Source organism: Novosphingobium sp. SL115 (genome assembly GCF_026672515.1).
Lineage (GTDB): Bacteria > Pseudomonadota > Alphaproteobacteria > Sphingomonadales > Sphingomonadaceae > Novosphingobium.
The window spans coordinates 169,002-185,520 of the sequence record NZ_JAPPRG010000002.1 but is presented as its reverse complement, the minus strand read 5'-3'; the positions used below and the strand labels follow the sequence as shown (position 1 = coordinate 185,520).

Here is a 16,519-nt window from a genome sequence, read left to right as displayed (position 1 = left end):
CCTCTCTCTCAACTCCGGCTATGCGGGTCGCGCATAGCCTTCGTATCTCTCCCCTCAAGGTGAGAGAGCAAGCAAGGCTGTTTGCCTTTCAAGGAATTTCCTCGTGCCCATCGACCTTTCCAAGATCAAGGCCATCGACGTCCACGTCCATGCCGAAATTTCGTGCCATGATCCTGAAGATCCGGTCATGGGCCAGTTCTTCGATGCGGCCAGCACCTATTTCAAGGCCCCGCGCGAACGGCCGAAAATGCCCGAAATCGTCGAGATTTACCGCGAACAGCAGATCGCCTTCTGCATGTTCACGGTCGATGCCGAATGCGGCATGGGGGCCAAGCGCGTGTCGAACTACGAAGTCGCCGAAATGGCGCTAAAGAACGACGACATCTGCATCGCCTTCGCCTCGATCGATCCGCACAAGGGCAAGTTCGGTGCGCGCGAAGCACGCGATCTGATCGAGAACTATGGGGTCAAAGGCTTCAAGTTCCACGGAATTGCCCAGAACTGCCACCCGGCGGATCGCGTCGGCTATCCCATCTATGAAGTGATTGCCGAATACGGTCTGCCCGCCATCTTCCACACCGGCCATTCCGGCATGGGCACCGGTATGCCCGGCGGCGGCGGCATGCGCCTGAAATATGGCCAGCCCATGCTGGTGGATGACGTGGCGGTCGATTTCCCCGACATGAAGATCATTCTGGCCCACCCATCATGGCCGTGGGTCGATGAAAGCCTGTCGATGGCGCTGCACAAGAACAACGTCTTCATCGATCTGTCCGGCTGGTCGCCCAAATACTTCGCGCCGCAGATCATCCAGTATGCCAACACCCAGCTTCGCAAGAAGATGCTGTTCGGGTCGGACTTCCCGCTGATCCACCCGCAAAAGTGGATCGATGCTGCGCTTCAGGTCGGCTTCAAGGAAGAGGTCATGCCCGGCATCATGAAGGACAACGCCGCCCGCCTGCTTGGGCTGGCCTGAGCAGGAGCGCCATTGTGGCCGATCCCGATGATATCCGTGGCTGGCAAAGGCTTGATGCGGATCTGACCACATCGGGCCGGATCGAGGAAAAGGACGTGGCGCGGCTGGCCGATCTTGGCGTCGCCCACGTCATCAACCTCGCGCTGGAAACGCACCCTGAAGCCTTGGCGGGCGAGGGGGAAAAGCTGGCCGGGCAGGGCGTCGCCTATACCCACATCCCCGTGCCCTTCGATGCACCGGGCGAAGATCACTTCGCGGCCTTCGTCGCCGCTCTGGAGCAGGGGCCGAAGCCGGTCCACGTCCACTGCATCATGAACTGGCGGGTGTCGGCCTTCCTTTACCGCTTCAACCGCGAACGGCGCGGAATGGCTGAAACACAAGCGCGCGCCATCATGGAACAGCAATGGTCGCCCGACAGGACCGACCGGCCCGAAGCGCAAGTATGGGGCGCTTTCATCGCACGGAGCGATACGTGACTGATCTTTCAGGCAAGCACATTGTCATCACCGGCGCATCCACCGGTATCGGTCGTGCCACCGCCACCCGCTGCGTCGCAGCTGGCGCAAGCGTCACGCTGGTTGCCCGCCGTGCCGATCTGCTGGAACAGGCCGCGCACGACCTTGGCGGCAAGACCGCGTTTGCCGCTGCCGATGTGGCCAACAAGGCCGCGCTGCACGCCGCGCTGGACCATGCCGTTGCCGCCAATGGCCCGATTGACGGGATGTTCCTCAATGCCGGGATTGGCGGCATGTTCGCGCCCGTGGAGGATTACACTGACGAAGCCTTCGATGCGGTCATGGCGGTCAATCTGAAAGGCGTGTTCTGGGCCATCCAGCACACCTTGCCCGCAATGAAGCAGCGTGGAACCGGCGCGATCCTCGTCACCGGCAGCCTTGCTAGCGAACGCGGGTTGCCGATGAACGCGGGCTATGTCGCCAGCAAGCACGCCGTCCTCGGCCTGTCGCGGGCGGTGGCCAACGAAGCTGCACCGTATGGCGTGCGCTGCAACTGCATCGTCCCCGGCCTGATCGAAACCCCGATGCTCGATGGCCTTCCGCCGGAAGCCGCGCAGCAGATGGCCAAGGCTGTCCCGCAAGGCCGCACAGGCTCTGCCGAAGAACTGGCGCAAGTCGCCGCCTTTCTCCTGTCCGATGCTGCCAGCCACGTCACCGCGCAAAGCTGGGCGGTCGATGGCGGTATGCTCGGCACCATGAGGGTCTGAACCGATGAGCCTGAAATACTACCACGCCGAACCGCTGGCGAATTCGCTGAAGTCGATGATCCCCTTGAAGGAAAAGGGGTTGGCTTACGAAAGCATCTATGTCGATCTGCACAAGTTTGAACAGCACCAGCCGTGGTTCACCGCGATCAATCCCGAAGGTCAGGTGCCGGTGCTGGACCATGATGGCGCGATCATTACCCACACCACCGTCATCAACGAATATCTGGAAGACGCCTTCCCCGATGCCCAGCCCGCGGACGCCCCGCTGCGCCCGCGCGATCCGGTGGGCGCGGCGCGGATGCGCTACTGGAACAAGTTCGTTGACGAGCATGTGATGAATTTCGTGTCGATGCATGGCTGGCACCGCATGGTCGGCGTGATCGCGCGCAACATCGAATCCGGTGATTTTGAAAAGCTGCTGGAAAGCATTCCCCTGCCCGACCAGCGCAAGAAGTGGGCCACCGCGCGCTCCGGCTTTTCCGAAGCGGACCTTGCCAACGCCACGGCCAAGATCGAATATGCGGTGGCCAAAGTGGAAGCGCAGCTTGGCCAAACCCGCTGGCTGGCAGGCGATACCTATACGCTGGCGGACATCAATTTCTATTCCCACTGCGGCATCATGGTAGAGCGCATGTTCCCTGAAATGGAAATTGCTGCGCGCGCGCCGCGCCTGTGCGAATGGCGCGACCGCATGGCCGCACGCTCTGCAATTGCCGAAGCACTGAAGGGTGAAGACCGCACGGCGCCGGGCCTGCGCGTCTGGTCGGGCGAAGTGCGCTGATGGCCGGTTTCGTCCTGATCCACGGATCATGGCACGGTGGTTGGTGTTTCGATCTGGTTGCGAAAATTCTGCGTGCGCGCGGCCATATCGTCGTTGCGCCAACCCTGCCTGGCATGGGTGGCACGGCAGAAGAAATGGCTGCCGTCACGCTGGCGGACTGGGGTGAATTTGCTGCGCAGCATTGCCGCGATCTGAAAGCGCAGCTTGGCGGCGCGCCCGTGGTGCTGGGCGGCCATTCGCGCGGAGGTCTGGTTATCTCCACGACGGCGGAGCGCGATCCGCAGGCCATGGACGCGCTGGTCTATATCTGCGCCATGATGCTGCCATCAGGCATGAGCCGAGCCGAGTTCAAGGAGCTGGAAGGCCCGAACCCTGCGTTCGATGCCATCATCAGCAAAGTCCATGGCGGTGTCGCCACGGTGATCGATATCGCGCACGCACCCGCGATCTTCGCGCAAGTCTCACCGCCCGCTCTGGTGGAAGCCGCGATGGCGCGCCTGCTGGCCGAACCGCACGCTCCCCGCTCTGAAAAGCTGCATCTGACGCCCGAACGCTGGGGCAGCCTCCCGCGCACATATGTCGAATGCACGCGGGACCGCACCATCCCGATCGACAGCCAGCGCAAGATGCAGCAATATTCGCCCGGCGCGCATGTCGTCACGCTCGAAGCCGACCACAGCCCTTACCTGTCAAAGCCGCAGGAACTGGCGGACGCGCTTGAGACTGCCATTCCGGCCTAATCTGCGAAAAAGTTCAGTTCCAGCAGCACGTTGTTGGGGTCGGCGGTAAAGATCTGGCGCAGGCCAATCGCCTCTACCAGATTGGTCTGGCAATCCAGTCCCATCGCCCCCACGCGGCGCAGCACTTCGTCATACCCGCTGCAATTCAGCGCAACATGGTGGATCGCGCCGGTCAGCGATCCGGGCTGCACGTCCCGGTCATAGGCGCGCGGGCAATCAACCGCGTTGATGTGGATAATCGCGCGGCCTGCACCATCAAACATCCATTGCGCATTGTCCGGCGTCAGCGGGGCAGGGCCATCGCGCCGCTCCAGCCCCAGCAGTTCGTGATAGAACTCTGCCGTTTCATCCAGCCGGTCGGTGATGATGTTGACGTGATCCAGCGCGTTGACGTGCATTGTTCTCTCTCCCGCATGGAAAAACGGCGGCGGAAGCCATGGTGCCTCCGCCGCCGCTTGATCTCAACTGGTCAAAACTATCAGCTCTTGAACACGACGGTCTTGTTGCCATTCACCAGCGCGCGGTCTTCCAGATGCAGGCGCACCGCTTCGGCCAGAACGCGGCGTTCCACATCGCGGCCCTTGCGCACCAGATCTTCGGGCGTGTCGGCATGGGTCACCGTTTCGGTGTCCTGATGGATGATCGGACCTTCATCAAGGTCGGCGGTCACATAATGTCCGGTCGCGCCAATCATCTTCACGCCGCGCGCGTGCGCCTGATGATACGGCTTTGCGCCCTTGAAGCTGGGCAGGAACGAATGGTGGATGTTGATGCAGCGGCCCGAAAGGAACGATGCCAGATCGTCCGACAGGATCTGCATGTAACGCGCCAGCACCACCAGTTCCGCCCCCGTTTCGGTAACGATGCGCTTCACTTCGGCTTCCTGCTGCGGCTTGGTGTCCTTGGTGATCGGCAGATGATAATAGGGCATGTCCCCGATCAGCGAGATGTTCAGCGCTTCCTTGGGGTGGTTACCCAGAATCGCCACCACATCCATCGGCAGTTCGCCAATGCGGGCGCGATACAGAAGATCGCCCAGACAGTGATCGAACTTCGACACCATCAGCACGACCTTGCGGTTAGTCGCGGTGTCGCGGATGTTCCAGTCCATGCCATAATGCTGCGCAACCGGTGCAAATGCTGCACGGAAAGCGTCGGCAGCCGATTCGCCCGGATTGAACACCACGCGCATGAAAAAGCGCCCGCTCTGCGGATCGTCGAACTGCTGTGCTTCCTGAATGTTGCCACCGGCTTCGAACAGGTTGCCGGTCACGCGGGCCACAATACCCGGCTTGTCATCACACGAAAGCGTCAAAATCAGCGGTGCAGTCATCGAATTCTCTCCCATCGGGCATGCGCCTCATAGAGCGCAACATTTGCCATTGCGAATCCCGTTCAAACTTGTATGTGTTGCATACAAATTTTTCAACCAGCCATTTTCACGTCGGGAGAGATATGATGGCAGCCAAGAACCTCGAAGAGGTAATCAACCAGAACGGCAATGTGGTGGACATGCTGCGCAACTCGCAGCTTGGCGCCTATGTCTATCCAGTGGTCGCACCGGAATTTTCGAACTGGCGTTCGGAACAGTGGGCATGGCAGCACAGCGCGGTGCTGTTTGACCAGTCGCACCACATGGTCAACCTCTACATTCGTGGCAAGGACGCGCACAAGCTGCTGTCTGATACCATGATTAACAGCTCAAAGGGCTGGGCGGTCAACAAGGCCAAGCAGTACGTTCCGACCACGCCTTATGGCCACGTCATTGGTGATGGCATCATCTTCTGGGAAGAAGAACAGAGCTTCACCTATGTCGGTCGCGCCCCTGCTTCCAACTGGCTGCGTTACCACGCTGCCACCGGCGGCTATGACGTCGAAATCGAACTGGACGACCGTTCGCCGATGCGCCCGATGGGCAAGCCCGTCACCCGCAAGGAATGGCGCTTCCAGATCCAGGGTCCGAACGCATGGGCCGTGATCGAAAAGCTGCACGGCGGTCCGCTGGAACAGCTCAAGTTCTTCAACATGTCGACGATGAACATCGCGGGCAAGACCGTGAAGACGCTGCGCCACGGCATGTCGGGCGCACCGGGCCTTGAAATCTGGGGTCCGTATGAAGAGCAGGAAGAAATCCGTGCCGCCATTCTGGAAGCGGGCAAGGAATTCGGCCTGATCGCTTGCGGCAGCCGCGCCTATCCGTCGAACACGCTGGAATCGGGCTGGATTCCCTCGCCGCTGCCCGCCATCTACACCGGCGAAAAGCTCAAGGGGCTTCCGCGAATGGCTGGCTGCTGACAGCTACGAAGCTACTGGTTCGATCGGCGGCTCGTTCGTCTCCGACAACATCGAAGACTACTACCTCAACCCGTGGGAACTGGGTTACGGCAACTTCGTGAAGTTCGACCATGATTTCCATGGCCGCGAAGCGCTCGAAGCCCTGAACCCGGCCGAACAGCGCAAGAAGGTTACGCTGGCGTGGAACCCCGAAGACATGGCCAAGATCATGGCTTCGATGTTCAACCCGGACGGTGAAGCCTACAAGTTCTTCGACGTGCCGCTGGCGAACTATGCTTCGTCCAACTACGACCGCGTCGTCGATGCCGATGGCAAGACCGTTGGCCTGTCGATGTTTACCGGCTTCTCGTTCAACGAAAAGCAGGCGCTGTCGCTGGCCACCATCGACCCGGAAATCCCGTTCGGCACCGAACTGCATGTGGTTTGGGGCGAAGAAAACGGCGGCACCAAGAAGACCACGGTTGAACCGCACAAGCAGCTCAACGTCCGCGTGATCGTCTCGCCGGTCCCCTACAGCCGCGTTGCGCGTGAAAACTACGCCGAAGGCTGGCGCACCGCCCGCTAAGGTCAACTGAAACAGGCCCCGCCCGGATCACCGCAAAGGTGGCCGGGCGGGCAGCCTTCAACCGAACTGAGGATTCCCGATCATGGCAACACCCCAAATCCATCCCAACTGGGACAAGGCGCCCGACGGGATCACCGATGGTTTCTCGCTTGAGATGACCGCGAAGGACGAAGCGTCGCTGCGCGATGCCGCCCCGCTCATCCCGGCAGACACTCCTATTGCGGTCACTTTCCTCCCCGGTGAAGATGTCGCCGCCCGCGTCGCCGCCACGGTCGCGGTGCGCCAGCTCGGCTTTGAGCCGATGCCCCATTTCTCCGCTCGCCGCATTACTTCGGAAGACGATTTCGAAGGCTACCTGCGCGCCGTGGTCGACCAGGCCGGCGTACAGCGCTGCTTCATCGTCGCGGGCGATCCGCCGGAACCTGTTGGCCCCTATTTCGATACCTCGGCGCTGATCGCCACGGGCGCGTTCGAACGCGCCGGGATCAAGGCCATCGGCATCGGCGGCCACCCCGAAGGCCACCCCAATATGACCGAAGCGGAATGCTGGGCCGTGCTGGAAAAGAAGGTTGCTGAAATCACCGCGCGCGGCATGGCCCCGCTGATCGTCACCCAGTTCGGGTTTGATCCTGACGCTTTCCTCACCTGGCTGAAAGACCTGCGCGCGCGCGGCATCGACGCCCCGGTGCGTATCGGCGTGCCCGGCCCGGCAGGTATCAAGCGCCTGCTGGCCTTTGCCGCGCGCTGCGGCGTGGGCGCCTCAACGTCCGTCCTCAAGAAATACGGCATCTCGGTCACGAACCTGCTCGGCACTGCCGGGCCGGACAAGCTGGTCAATGCTTTCGCCGAAGGCCTTGGCGAAGAACACGGCAAGGTGCGCCTGCACTTCTATCCCTTCGGTGGACTGACCAAGACGCTGGAATGGCTGCACAGCTATAACAAGAAGCACGGCATCGGGGCCTGACCATGGCCGATTTCGTCCTTGTCCACGGAGCATGGGGCAGCGGCTTTGCGTGGGATCGCTTGGCCGCTAGCCTCACTGCCGCCGGGCATCGTGTGCTGGCCGCAGACCTGACCGGTCTTGGCAAACGCCGTGACGAATTTCACCCCGGCATCACGCTGACCACGCACATCGATGATGTCTGCACCCAGATCGAACAGGCGGGTTTTGATCGCTTCGTGCTGATTGGCCATTCGTGGGGCGGCATGGTCATCACCGGCACCGCCACGCGGCTGGGCGGACGCATTGACGCTATCGTCTATGTCGATGCCTTCCTGCCGCGCGATGGCCAGTCGCTGTGGGATCTGACCGGCGATTGGGAACACAACCACTACATCGGCAGCCAGAAGCACACTCCCGGTGCGGTCGCCCCGCTGCCGGGCCTTGAAAACCCCGCGCTATCCCCGCACCCGCTGCTGACACTGGTGGAAGCTGTGCGCTTCACCGGCGAGGAAGCAAAAATCCCACGCCATATCTATATCTTCGCCAATGCATGGCAGCCCACCCCCTTCGCGCAGTTCCGCGACAGGGTGCAGGCCGATCCCGCATGGGAATATCACGAGGCGGAGGCGAGCCACGATGTGATGTCCGACCAGCCCGAACAACTGCTGCAAATCGTGCTGGGCTGCGTCTGACTATCGTTCTTCGGGTTTCGCGTCTCTGCGCGAAACCTATTGCTTACCCCTGCGCAGCCAGACTCTGCATCCGCTTGAGGTAGCGCGCCAGCACGTCAATTTCCAGATTGACCTTTGCGCCCGGCGTCAGCGTGCCCAGCGTGGTCACTTCGGCAGTGTGCGGAATGATGTTCAGCATGAAGTGGCACGCGCCATCAGCCTGATCGGTCACCTCGTTCACGGTCAGCGACACGCCGTTCACGGTGATCGAACCCTTGGCCGCGATATAGGGGGCCAGATCCTTGGGCGCGGCGATTATGAATTGCAGCGATGCGCCCACAGGGGTCACGCTCACCACTTCGCCCACCGCATCGACGTGGCCGGTCACGATATGTCCGCCCAGCTCATCGCCCAGCTTCAGCGCGGGCTCCAGGTTCAACGGCGCGCCAGCCTGCCACTGTTCTGGCGCGGTGCAGCTTATCGTCTCACCCGAAACGTCCACCGCGAACCAGCCTTCACCGGCCACACCGCCCTTGTCCACCACGGTCAGGCACACGCCCGAACAGGCAATCGACGCGCCAATGGCGATCTTGGCGGGGTCCATCGCGCATGAAATGGTAATGTGGCGGTCGCCCTTGTCTTCAATGGACAGGATATTGCCGACTTCGGTGACGATCCCGGTAAACATCAAAAATCTCCTTCAACGCGCGCGTTCGTAAACGTCCAGCGCATCGCTGCCAAGCCTCCGCCGGTCCACCTGCCGCCACCGTCCATGTGCCAGTGCCAGTGATTCCAGCCCAATATCCCCGATGCACGCCAGCCCGCTGCCGATCACGATGGGCGCGCGATAGATCAGCAGGCGGTCCACCATGTCCGCGGCCAGAAACGCCGCCGCAGCGCCCGCGCCGCCTTCCACAAACAGGTATTGCGCCTCGCCAAAGGCCCCCGGCGCGGCAATGTCTGCCACTGCCGTCCACCCTTGCGGTGCTGCGCCGCGCGTCAGCACCATCCGTTGCGGGCTGCGCTGTTCAAGGCCCGGTAGGCGCACGTCCAGCCGTGGCGCATCGGCGCGCAACGTGCCGCCGCCCACCAGAATGGCATCGGCCCGCGCGCGTTCCACATGGCAATGCGCGCGCGCTTCCGTCCCGGTGATCCACTGGCTTGATCCATCCGCCATGGCAATACTGCCATCCAGCGACACGGCCAGCTTCAGCGTCACTTCTGGCCTACCTTGCGTCATCCGCAACAGATATCCCGCCAGCGACGCCTGCGCCGCAGGGCAGGGCAGAACCTGCGCGGCAATGCCCGCAGCCTGCAACGCCGCAATGCCATTGCCCGCGGTGCGGGGATCAGGGTCTTCCATGCCAATGACTACGCGTGCCAGACCGCTTTGCAACAGCAGCGATGTGCACGAAGGCCCACGCGCGCTGGCATGGGCGCAAGGCTCCAGCGTGACGTAAAGCGTGCCGCCGCGCGCTGCATCGCCTGCCATGGCCAGCGCCTGCGCTTCGGCATGGGGTCTGCCGCCCACCTGTGTGAATCCGCGCCCGATCACGATCCCGTCGCTGACAATCACCGCGCCCACCGCCGGGTTGGGGCGGCTTAGCGGCCTTCCGCGTGCGGCCAGTGCCGCCGCTGCGTTCAGCCAGCGCAGATCGTCATCGCGGCTCATTGATCGCTCGCAGTCGCAGCCTTCTGTTCACGGTCGAACACCGGGTTGTCGATCATGTGCTGGTCAAGGATCTCCTTGCGCGCTGCGTCCAGCTTGCGCTTGGCTTCCTCGCGCTCGGCCTTGCCTTCTTCATAAGCCTTTTTCGTTTCAACCCCGGTCGCGTTGCCCACAGACTTGTACATCTGGCGGATGCGTTCCTGCCGGGCTTCTTCCTCGGCTTCTTCGGCTTTGGCCTTGGCCGTTGCCGCACGGTTCTCGGCAAGGATTTCGGCGTCGGTCCGCCCATCCAGAAAACTGGGGAAATAGGTGATGACAGGTGGTTTGGGCAAACCACGCCCGCCCTGATTGCTCATCACGAAAAAGATGCCGCCAGTGACCGTCGCCGCCAGAACCAGCCCGATCACCTTGTATTCGCTGGGCGCACCGATAACCTCCCACAGGTCAACGACGGCGCGGCGCGGCGATATATTGCGGAAAAAGCCCTTCATGCGCGCCTAGATAGGGCGGCTTGGCGCTTTGCGCCACCCGTCACCATCGCACCTTATCCAAAAGGCGCGTACAGCCCGCGCCCATGCCGCTTCAGCCAGTGGTTGGCGGCATCGATCTCGCCTTCGAACAGGCTGGCCAGATGGGCGTGGAACGCGGGGCTATGATCGAAATGCCGCATATGCGCCACTTCATGCGCCACCACGGACCGCCGCACGAAATCGGGTGCCATGACAAGCCGCCAGTTGATGCGTATGGTGCCGTCTGATGCACAACTGCCCCAGCGCCGCTGCGCGCGCGACAGCGAAAGGCGCGGCACTTCCTCATCTGCCAACGCGCAGTAATGCGCCAGGTCCACCGCCACCAGTTTCAGCGCCTCGGCTTCCAGCCCGCGCTGCAGACGCCCGGACAGGCCTTCCAGCGGCCCGCCGATCAGAATCGTGCCGTCCGCAACCACCGGCCTGCGCCGCGCGCGCTCCTGCCAGTCTATGCGCAAAGGATCGCCACGGAACGCCACCGTCGATCCCGGTGCAATGGTGCGGGTTTCGGGCAGGTTGGCCAGTTGCCCGGCCAGCCAGTCGGCACGGGTCCGGGCAAAGGCTTCGGCATCGCCCACGCGGCCCCATGCCGGGATCGACACGCGCGCCTCGCTGCCATCGGGGGCAAGGCGCAGCGTCATGCGCCGGGCATGGCCCAGTTTGCGCACCACCAGCGGCAATTCACGCCCGTCCACCTCGATCGTGCGCGGAGCAATCTTGCGCGCGCCTGCTTTGGCAGGGGCAGATGCTTCCTTCGCTTTGGTGTTGGCGCGTTTCAGCCAATCAAGCATCGAAATGGTCTGCCGGAACGATGTGTTCTTCCAGTGGCCCAGCCAGCGTTTCGCTGATCGCCTTGCCCACCACCGATTGTCCGGCGCGATGCACCGCTTCGCGGTCGCCCGAAATCAGGTAATGCCAATCGGGCAGCGGATCGCCGTCCACGCGCAGGCGATAGGCGCAGGTATCGGGCAGCCACGGCAATTGCCGCGCCAACTTGGGCGTCAGCCGCAGGCAATCGGGCACATAGGCGCGGCGGTGCTTGTAATCGCTGCATTGTGCGGTCTTCAGGTTCAGCAGGCGGCAGGCGACATTGGTGTGATGCACCTCGCCGGTGGTGTCATCCTCCAACTTGTGCAGGCAGCACTTGCCACAGCCATCGCACAGCGCTTCCCACTGTTCGCGGGTCAGCGCCTCAACCGGCTTTTCCCAGAAGCGGTCCGCGCTCACTTCACCCACTTGCCCAGATCGGCGGCCACGGCCTTGGCATCCTTTTCGGCAGGCAGCAGGGCAATCGGTTCACCCTGCGGTCCCATCAGATAGGCGGCGCGGCTGTGATCCATCAGGTATTCAGTGGAAGATCCGCCTTCCCGCTTCTGCGCGAAGACCGCCCACTTCTTGGCCACGGCGGCAATCTGTTCGGGCGTGCCCGAAAGGCCGATCATGTTCGGCCCGAAATTGGCGGCATATTCACCCACCATTTGCGGTGTGTCGCGCGCAGGATCGATGGTGATGAAAATGGGCACGATTTTCGCCGCCAGATCGGCGTGATCCTTACCCAGCAGTTTCAACCCCTGCGCAATGTTCTGCAAATCTACCGGGCACACATCCGGGCAGAAGGTATAGCCGAAATAGACCACGCGATACTTGCCGTTGAAATCGGTCCAGCGCACTGGCTTGCCGTCCTTGCCGGTCAGGGTAAAGTCCCCGCCAATGGCCGCGCCTGCCAGCGGCGGCTCTTCGGCAGGTGTGCCGCCACATGCGCCCAGCGCAAAAGTGCAGCTTGCGGCAAGCGCCAGAAAAGCGGATCGGGGCGAAAGGGTGCGAAGTTTCAGGGCCATGGCGCGCCGGTTCATGCTCTGCTAACCGTGCCCTTGCAAGAGGCGAGTCCGCTGCGGCACGATAACATCCGCTTGCGGCACCAACAGGAGGAACAAATGCTGTCGATCATGCGCAGGACCATCGCCCCTCTCGCGATCCTGCTCGCCGCCGCCACCGCCATCCCGGCGCAGGCCCAGTTTTCCGACAGCTACAAGTTCCTCGACGCCGTCCGCAAGAAAGAGGGTGACAAGGTCACCAACGCGCTCAACGAACCGGGCACGCAAATCATCAACACCAAGGATTACACCACCGGCCAGACTGCGCTTCACATCGTCGTCGCGCGACGCGATCTGGTGTGGATCCAGTTTCTTGTCGGCAAGGGGGCCAACGTCAACGCGCGCGACAATCGCGGCGTCACCCCGCTGGTTCAGGCGGTCGAGATCGGCTTTGTCGAAGGCGTGGACGAACTCATCAAATCGGGCGCGCGCGTGGATGAAGCCAACAATACCGGCGAAACCCCGCTTATCAGCGCAGTCCACCGCCGCGACCTGTCGCTGGTGCGCCTCCTGATAAAGGCAGGCGCGAATGCTGACCGGCCGGACAATTCGGGCCGTTCCGCCCGCGATTACGCCGCGCTGGACGGGAAAAGCAGTCCGGTTCTGGGCGAGATCGAGCGCGCCACCAAGGAAACCGGAGCGCCCAAGAAAACCTACGGGCCTTCGTTCTGACATGACGCAAGACTCCACCCTGCACGCCCTGCGCCTGCGCCTTGCGCCCGAAGTGGCGGCATCTGCCGTATTCGATGGCTGGACCGAAGCTGCCGTTACCGCAGCGGCAGAAGCCACCGGCACTGATATTGCACTGGCCCGCTTTGCCTTTGCCGATGGGCCGATGGCGATGATCGCGGCATGGATCGCGCGGATCGATTCCGACATGGCCGATGCACTGCCCGCCACCCAGCTTTCCAACCTGTCGATCCGCGAGCGCATTCGCCGCCTTGTCCAGTTCCGTCTGGACGCCGTGGCCGGGCAGCAGGAAGCCTTGCGCCGCGCGCTGGCGATCATGGCCATGCCGCAAAACCTGGGCGCCGCCACGCGCCTCGGCTGGTCCAGCGCCGATGCCATGTGGCGTCTGGCGGGTGATGTCGCCACCGATTACAACCACTATACCAAGCGCCTGACGCTCGGCTCGATCTATGCCGCCACGCTCACCGTCTTCGCCAATGACACGTCCGAAGATCACGCTGAGACTCGCGCTTTCCTCGACCGCCGCATCGAAGGTGTGATGCGCTTCGAAAGGGCCAAGGTCCGGCTGATGAAGCCCCGCGACGAAACCTTCAGCCTTACCCGCCTGCTTGGCCGCCTGCGCTACCCGGCCGTTTGACGGGGCAAGTCCCGACATCTCTCCTTTTGATCCAGCGCAATTCTATTGCGAATGACTTGCAAACACCCCCGCGCTATGGCAGCGGGAAGGCGTGACACTAGATCAGCTTCCCCTCGGCAAACCTGCCCGAATCACGGCAGTCGATTGGTCCCATCTCGTACCGGAAGAGGCGCAGCGTCTTCAGGCGCTGGGTCTTGATGACGGCGCGCGGGTGATGCTCGCCTATCGCGGTGTCTTTCTGGGGCGTGATCCGCTGGCCGTCGAAATCGGCCGGATGACCGTGGCCATCCGCCGCGTCCACGCCCGCGCCATGCAGGTCGAACTCATTTCCGAAACGCTGGAAGCATGACCCGCCAACCCACCGTCGCCGCTCTGGTCGGCAATCCCAACGCGGGCAAAAGCGCGCTGTTCAACGCGCTCACCGGCGCGCGCCAGAAGATCGCCAATTATCCCGGCGTTACCGTGGAACGCAAAGCGGGCCGCCTTGCGCTGGCATCGGGTGAACCGGTAGAACTGGTCGATCTTCCCGGCACTTATGGTCTTCATGCCACCAGCCCGGACGAAGAAGTGACCCGCAAGGTCATCATGGGTGAACAGGCGGGGCAGGCCCGGCCCGACGTATTGGTTATCGTACTCGACAGTTCCAACCTCGAACAGCATCTGGTGCTGGCGCAGGAAGTGATTGAACTGGGCCGTCCCACCGTGGTCGCGCTCAACATGGTCGATCTGGCAGAGCGGGACGGCCTCACGCTCGATCCCGCAGCGTTGCAAACCGCTCTGGGCGTGCCGGTCATCCCCACCGTCGCCGTGCGCCGCCGCGGTCTTGCGGAACTTGCCGCCGCCATTGGCGAAGCGCGCGACCGGCCGGACGCCGACCATCCCGCGCCGCGCCCGCACGTCACCCTGCCAGAGCGCCGCATGCTGGCGCATGAAATGGCGCATGGCGCGATCCTGTCCGAAACCGCCAAACACCGCATTCACGCGCGCATGGACAAGCTGCTGCTCCACCCATGGCTCGGCCCGCCCATCCTGTTCGCGCTGTTGTTCGTGGTGTTTCAGGCGGTGTTTACCTGGGCCACACCCTTTGCCGACGGTATCGAAGCGACCGTTGGCGCGCTGGGTGATCTGGTCAAGCAGATCATGCCCGCCAGCCTCGTGCGCGATCTTATCACCGACGGGGTGATTGCGGGCGTCGGCTCGGTCGTGGTGTTCCTGCCGCAGATCATCATCCTGTTCTTCTTCATCCTGACGATGGAGGCGACCGGCTATATGGCCCGCGCCGCCTTCCTGATGGACCGCCTGATGGCGGGCGTCGGCCTTTCCGGACGCAGCTTCATTCCGCTGCTGTCCAGCTTTGCCTGCGCCATTCCCGGCATCATGGCCACGCGGTCGATCACCGATCCCAAGGACCGGCTGACCACCATCCTGATCGCGCCCATGATGACCTGTTCGGCACGCCTGCCGGTCTATGCGGTCATCATCGCCGCGTTCATTCCCAACACGCGCGTCGGGCCGGGCATCGGTCTTCAGGGCCTTGTCATGTTCGCGCTCTATGTCGCCGGTATCGTCGGCGCGATGGCCGTGGCGCTCGTCCTGCGCCGCTCGGTGACGAAGGGCGCGGCGTCCGGTTTCATCATGGAACTGCCCAAGTATCAGCTTCCGACCGTAAAGGATCTGGCGCTGGGCCTGTGGCAGCGCGCATGGATATTCCTGCGCCGCGCGGGCACGATGATCTTCACCGTCACCATCGCGCTATGGATTTTGCTGAACTTCCCCCGCGCCGAACCGGGACAGGATCAAGTCAACGCCTCCATCGCCGGAACGCTGGCCAATGGTCTTGCGGTTGTCCTCGATCCCATCGGCTTCAACCGGGATATGAGCCTTGCGATCATTCCCGCCATGGCCGCGCGCGAAGTGGCGGTCAGCTCGCTTGCCACCACATATGCGGTCAGCGCCAGCGATGATGAGGAACAGGCCGCCATGGAACTGGGCGACCAGCTCAAGACCCGCTGGACCCTGCCGATGGCACTGGCGTTCCTTGCATGGTTCGTCTTCGCGCCGCAGTGCCTGTCGACCATCGCAGTGGCGCGGCGCGAAACCAACGGCTGGAAATGGCCCGCCTTCATGCTCGCCTACCTCTTCGCGCTGGCCTATGTTTCCGCGGGCATCACCTTCTGGACCGCCACGGCCATGGGGCTGGGTTAAGCCTGATCAATTCCTTCTGGAAAACTCTGCGACACAGACTCAAATCCGCCGCCGCCATGCGCTAGGCCATGCCCCACATCAAAAGGGACACGATTCGATGGCAGGCAGCGTCAACAAGGTCATCCTCGTCGGCAACTTGGGGGCCGATCCAGAGGTGAAGAGCTTCCAGAACGGGGGCCGCATCGCCAACCTGCGCATTGCCACGTCGGAAAGCTGGAAAGATCGCGCCAGTGGTGAACGCAAGGAGCGCACCGAATGGCACAGCGTCGTCATCCAGTCTGACGGGCTTGTCGGCGTGGTCGAACGCTTTCTGCGCAAGGGCAGCAAGGTCTATATCGAAGGGTCGCTGCGCACCCGCAAATGGCAGGACCAGTCGGGCAATGATCGTTACACCACCGAAGTTTCGGTCGGCGTGAACGGCAACCTCACCATGCTTGATGGATCGGGCGGTGCAGGCGGCGGTGGCGGCGGTATGGGCGGCGGCGGTGGCCGTTCGTCCGGCGGCAGCAGCGGCGGCTGGAACGAAGGCGGCTCGTCAGGTGGCGGCTACGGCGGCGGTTCATCGCGCGGTGGCGCATCGGGTGGTGGCGCAGCAGGCGGCTGGAATCAGGGTGGCGGCAGCGCTGGCGGTTTCAACGACGATCTGGACGACGATATCCCGTTCTGATCGCACCCACACCACTTACGCCCCCGCACAAGCGGGGGTGTAAGTGGTATTTCAGGG

22 protein-coding genes are annotated in these 16,519 nt (G+C 62.8%); 14 read left to right on the top strand and 8 right to left on the bottom strand.

Translation table 11 applies throughout. The annotated features are described in order from the left end of the window. Positions 1–103 precede the first annotated feature (103 nt). The 5 genes from OVA07_RS02370 to OVA07_RS02350 are packed head-to-tail and all read left to right on the top strand — an operon-like array spanning position 104 to position 3,719. Positions 104–976 carry an amidohydrolase family protein gene (locus tag OVA07_RS02370; RefSeq protein WP_326493089.1) on the top strand — a complete coding sequence of 291 codons (873 nt, stop codon included), beginning with the start codon at positions 104–106 and terminating at the stop codon, positions 974–976. 14 nt (positions 977–990) lie between these two features. Beyond that, entirely contained in the window at positions 991–1,452 is a 462-nt protein-coding gene (locus tag OVA07_RS02365; RefSeq protein ID WP_268169868.1) for a protein tyrosine phosphatase family protein, read from the top strand. Then, a complete protein-coding gene (locus OVA07_RS02360) occupies positions 1,449–2,198 on the top strand; it encodes an SDR family NAD(P)-dependent oxidoreductase (RefSeq protein ID WP_268169867.1) in 750 nt (249 codons plus the stop codon). The genes OVA07_RS02365 and OVA07_RS02360 overlap by 4 nt, the downstream gene beginning before the upstream one ends. A 4-nt stretch (positions 2,199–2,202) precedes the next feature. Then, positions 2,203–2,979: a glutathione S-transferase family protein gene (locus OVA07_RS02355; protein ID WP_268169866.1), complete on the top strand. Its 777-nt coding sequence runs from the start codon at positions 2,203–2,205 to the stop codon at positions 2,977–2,979. Next, on the top strand, positions 2,979–3,719 hold the full coding sequence (locus OVA07_RS02350) for an alpha/beta fold hydrolase (RefSeq protein WP_268169865.1): 741 nt from the start codon (positions 2,979–2,981) through the stop codon (positions 3,717–3,719). The genes OVA07_RS02355 and OVA07_RS02350 overlap by 1 nt, the downstream gene beginning before the upstream one ends. Here the strand turns inward: OVA07_RS02350 and OVA07_RS02345 are convergent. Then, a complete protein-coding gene (locus tag OVA07_RS02345) occupies positions 3,716–4,117 on the bottom strand; it encodes a VOC family protein (protein WP_268169864.1) in 402 nt (133 codons plus the stop codon). The genes OVA07_RS02350 and OVA07_RS02345 overlap by 4 nt on opposite strands. 80 nt (positions 4,118–4,197) lie before the next feature. Further along, on the bottom strand, positions 4,198–5,052 hold the full coding sequence (gene purU / locus OVA07_RS02340) for a formyltetrahydrofolate deformylase (protein ID WP_268169863.1): 855 nt from the start codon (positions 5,050–5,052) through the stop codon (positions 4,198–4,200). A gap of 122 nt (positions 5,053–5,174) precedes the next feature. On the opposite strand from purU, the gene OVA07_RS19080 reads away from it, so the two are divergent. From OVA07_RS19080 to OVA07_RS02325, 4 genes are all read left to right on the top strand, one after another. After that, on the top strand, positions 5,175–6,014 hold the full coding sequence (locus OVA07_RS19080) for a hypothetical protein (RefSeq protein ID WP_326493088.1): 840 nt from the start codon (positions 5,175–5,177) through the stop codon (positions 6,012–6,014). Between the two features lie 97 nt (positions 6,015–6,111). Next, positions 6,112–6,579, top strand: a complete 468-nt coding sequence (locus OVA07_RS19075; protein WP_326493087.1) for a hypothetical protein — start codon at positions 6,112–6,114, stop codon at positions 6,577–6,579. A gap of 82 nt (positions 6,580–6,661) precedes the next feature. Further along, positions 6,662–7,543 (top strand): methylenetetrahydrofolate reductase, encoded by an 882-nt coding sequence (locus OVA07_RS02330; RefSeq protein WP_268169862.1) that lies wholly within the window; start codon positions 6,662–6,664, stop codon positions 7,541–7,543. A 2-nt stretch (positions 7,544–7,545) separates the two neighbouring features. Next, complete coding sequence (locus OVA07_RS02325) at positions 7,546–8,214, top strand: alpha/beta fold hydrolase (protein WP_268169861.1); 669 nt, start codon at positions 7,546–7,548, stop codon at positions 8,212–8,214. Positions 8,215–8,257: 43 nt separating this feature from the next. On the opposite strand, the gene OVA07_RS02320 is transcribed toward OVA07_RS02325, so the two are convergent. The 6 genes from OVA07_RS02320 to OVA07_RS02295 are packed head-to-tail and all read right to left on the bottom strand — an operon-like array spanning position 8,258 to position 12,227. Continuing rightward, a complete protein-coding gene (locus OVA07_RS02320; protein WP_268169860.1) occupies positions 8,258–8,881 on the bottom strand; it encodes a riboflavin synthase in 624 nt (207 codons plus the stop codon). Positions 8,882–8,893: 12 nt separating this feature from the next. Continuing rightward, positions 8,894–9,865: a bifunctional diaminohydroxyphosphoribosylaminopyrimidine deaminase/5-amino-6-(5-phosphoribosylamino)uracil reductase RibD gene (ribD, locus tag OVA07_RS02315; protein WP_268169859.1), complete on the bottom strand. Its 972-nt coding sequence runs from the start codon at positions 9,863–9,865 to the stop codon at positions 8,894–8,896. Further along, a complete protein-coding gene (locus tag OVA07_RS02310) occupies positions 9,862–10,353 on the bottom strand; it encodes a hypothetical protein (protein WP_268169858.1) in 492 nt (163 codons plus the stop codon). The genes ribD and OVA07_RS02310 overlap by 4 nt, the downstream gene beginning before the upstream one ends. Positions 10,354–10,406: 53 nt before the next feature. Continuing rightward, positions 10,407–11,180, bottom strand: coding sequence for a M48 family metallopeptidase (locus OVA07_RS02305; RefSeq protein WP_268169857.1), 774 nt, complete (start codon positions 11,178–11,180; stop codon positions 10,407–10,409). After that, a complete protein-coding gene (locus tag OVA07_RS02300; protein ID WP_268169856.1) occupies positions 11,173–11,625 on the bottom strand; it encodes a YcgN family cysteine cluster protein in 453 nt (150 codons plus the stop codon). The genes OVA07_RS02305 and OVA07_RS02300 overlap by 8 nt, the downstream gene beginning before the upstream one ends. Beyond that, positions 11,613–12,227: an SCO family protein gene (locus OVA07_RS02295; RefSeq protein WP_268169855.1), complete on the bottom strand. Its 615-nt coding sequence runs from the start codon at positions 12,225–12,227 to the stop codon at positions 11,613–11,615. The genes OVA07_RS02300 and OVA07_RS02295 overlap by 13 nt, the downstream gene beginning before the upstream one ends. 96 nt (positions 12,228–12,323) lie before the next feature. Between OVA07_RS02295 and OVA07_RS02290 the strand changes: the two genes are divergently transcribed. The 5 genes from OVA07_RS02290 to ssb all read left to right on the top strand — a co-directional run bounded on the left by OVA07_RS02290 (position 12,324) and on the right by ssb (position 16,462). Continuing rightward, positions 12,324–12,935: an ankyrin repeat domain-containing protein gene (locus OVA07_RS02290; protein ID WP_268169854.1), complete on the top strand. Its 612-nt coding sequence runs from the start codon at positions 12,324–12,326 to the stop codon at positions 12,933–12,935. 1 nt (position 12,936) lies between these two features. Beyond that, positions 12,937–13,590: a COQ9 family protein gene (locus OVA07_RS02285; RefSeq protein ID WP_268169853.1), complete on the top strand. Its 654-nt coding sequence runs from the start codon at positions 12,937–12,939 to the stop codon at positions 13,588–13,590. A gap of 91 nt (positions 13,591–13,681) precedes the next feature. Beyond that, positions 13,682–13,939 (top strand): FeoA family protein, encoded by a 258-nt coding sequence (locus OVA07_RS02280; protein ID WP_268169852.1) that lies wholly within the window; start codon positions 13,682–13,684, stop codon positions 13,937–13,939. Continuing rightward, positions 13,936–15,795 carry a ferrous iron transporter B gene (gene feoB / locus OVA07_RS02275; RefSeq protein ID WP_268169851.1) on the top strand — a complete coding sequence of 620 codons (1,860 nt, stop codon included), beginning with the start codon at positions 13,936–13,938 and terminating at the stop codon, positions 15,793–15,795. The genes OVA07_RS02280 and feoB overlap by 4 nt, the downstream gene beginning before the upstream one ends. Before the next feature lie 97 nt (positions 15,796–15,892). After that, entirely contained in the window at positions 15,893–16,462 is a 570-nt protein-coding gene (gene ssb, locus OVA07_RS02270) for a single-stranded DNA-binding protein (RefSeq protein ID WP_268169850.1), read from the top strand. Positions 16,463–16,519: the final 57 nt, after the last annotated feature.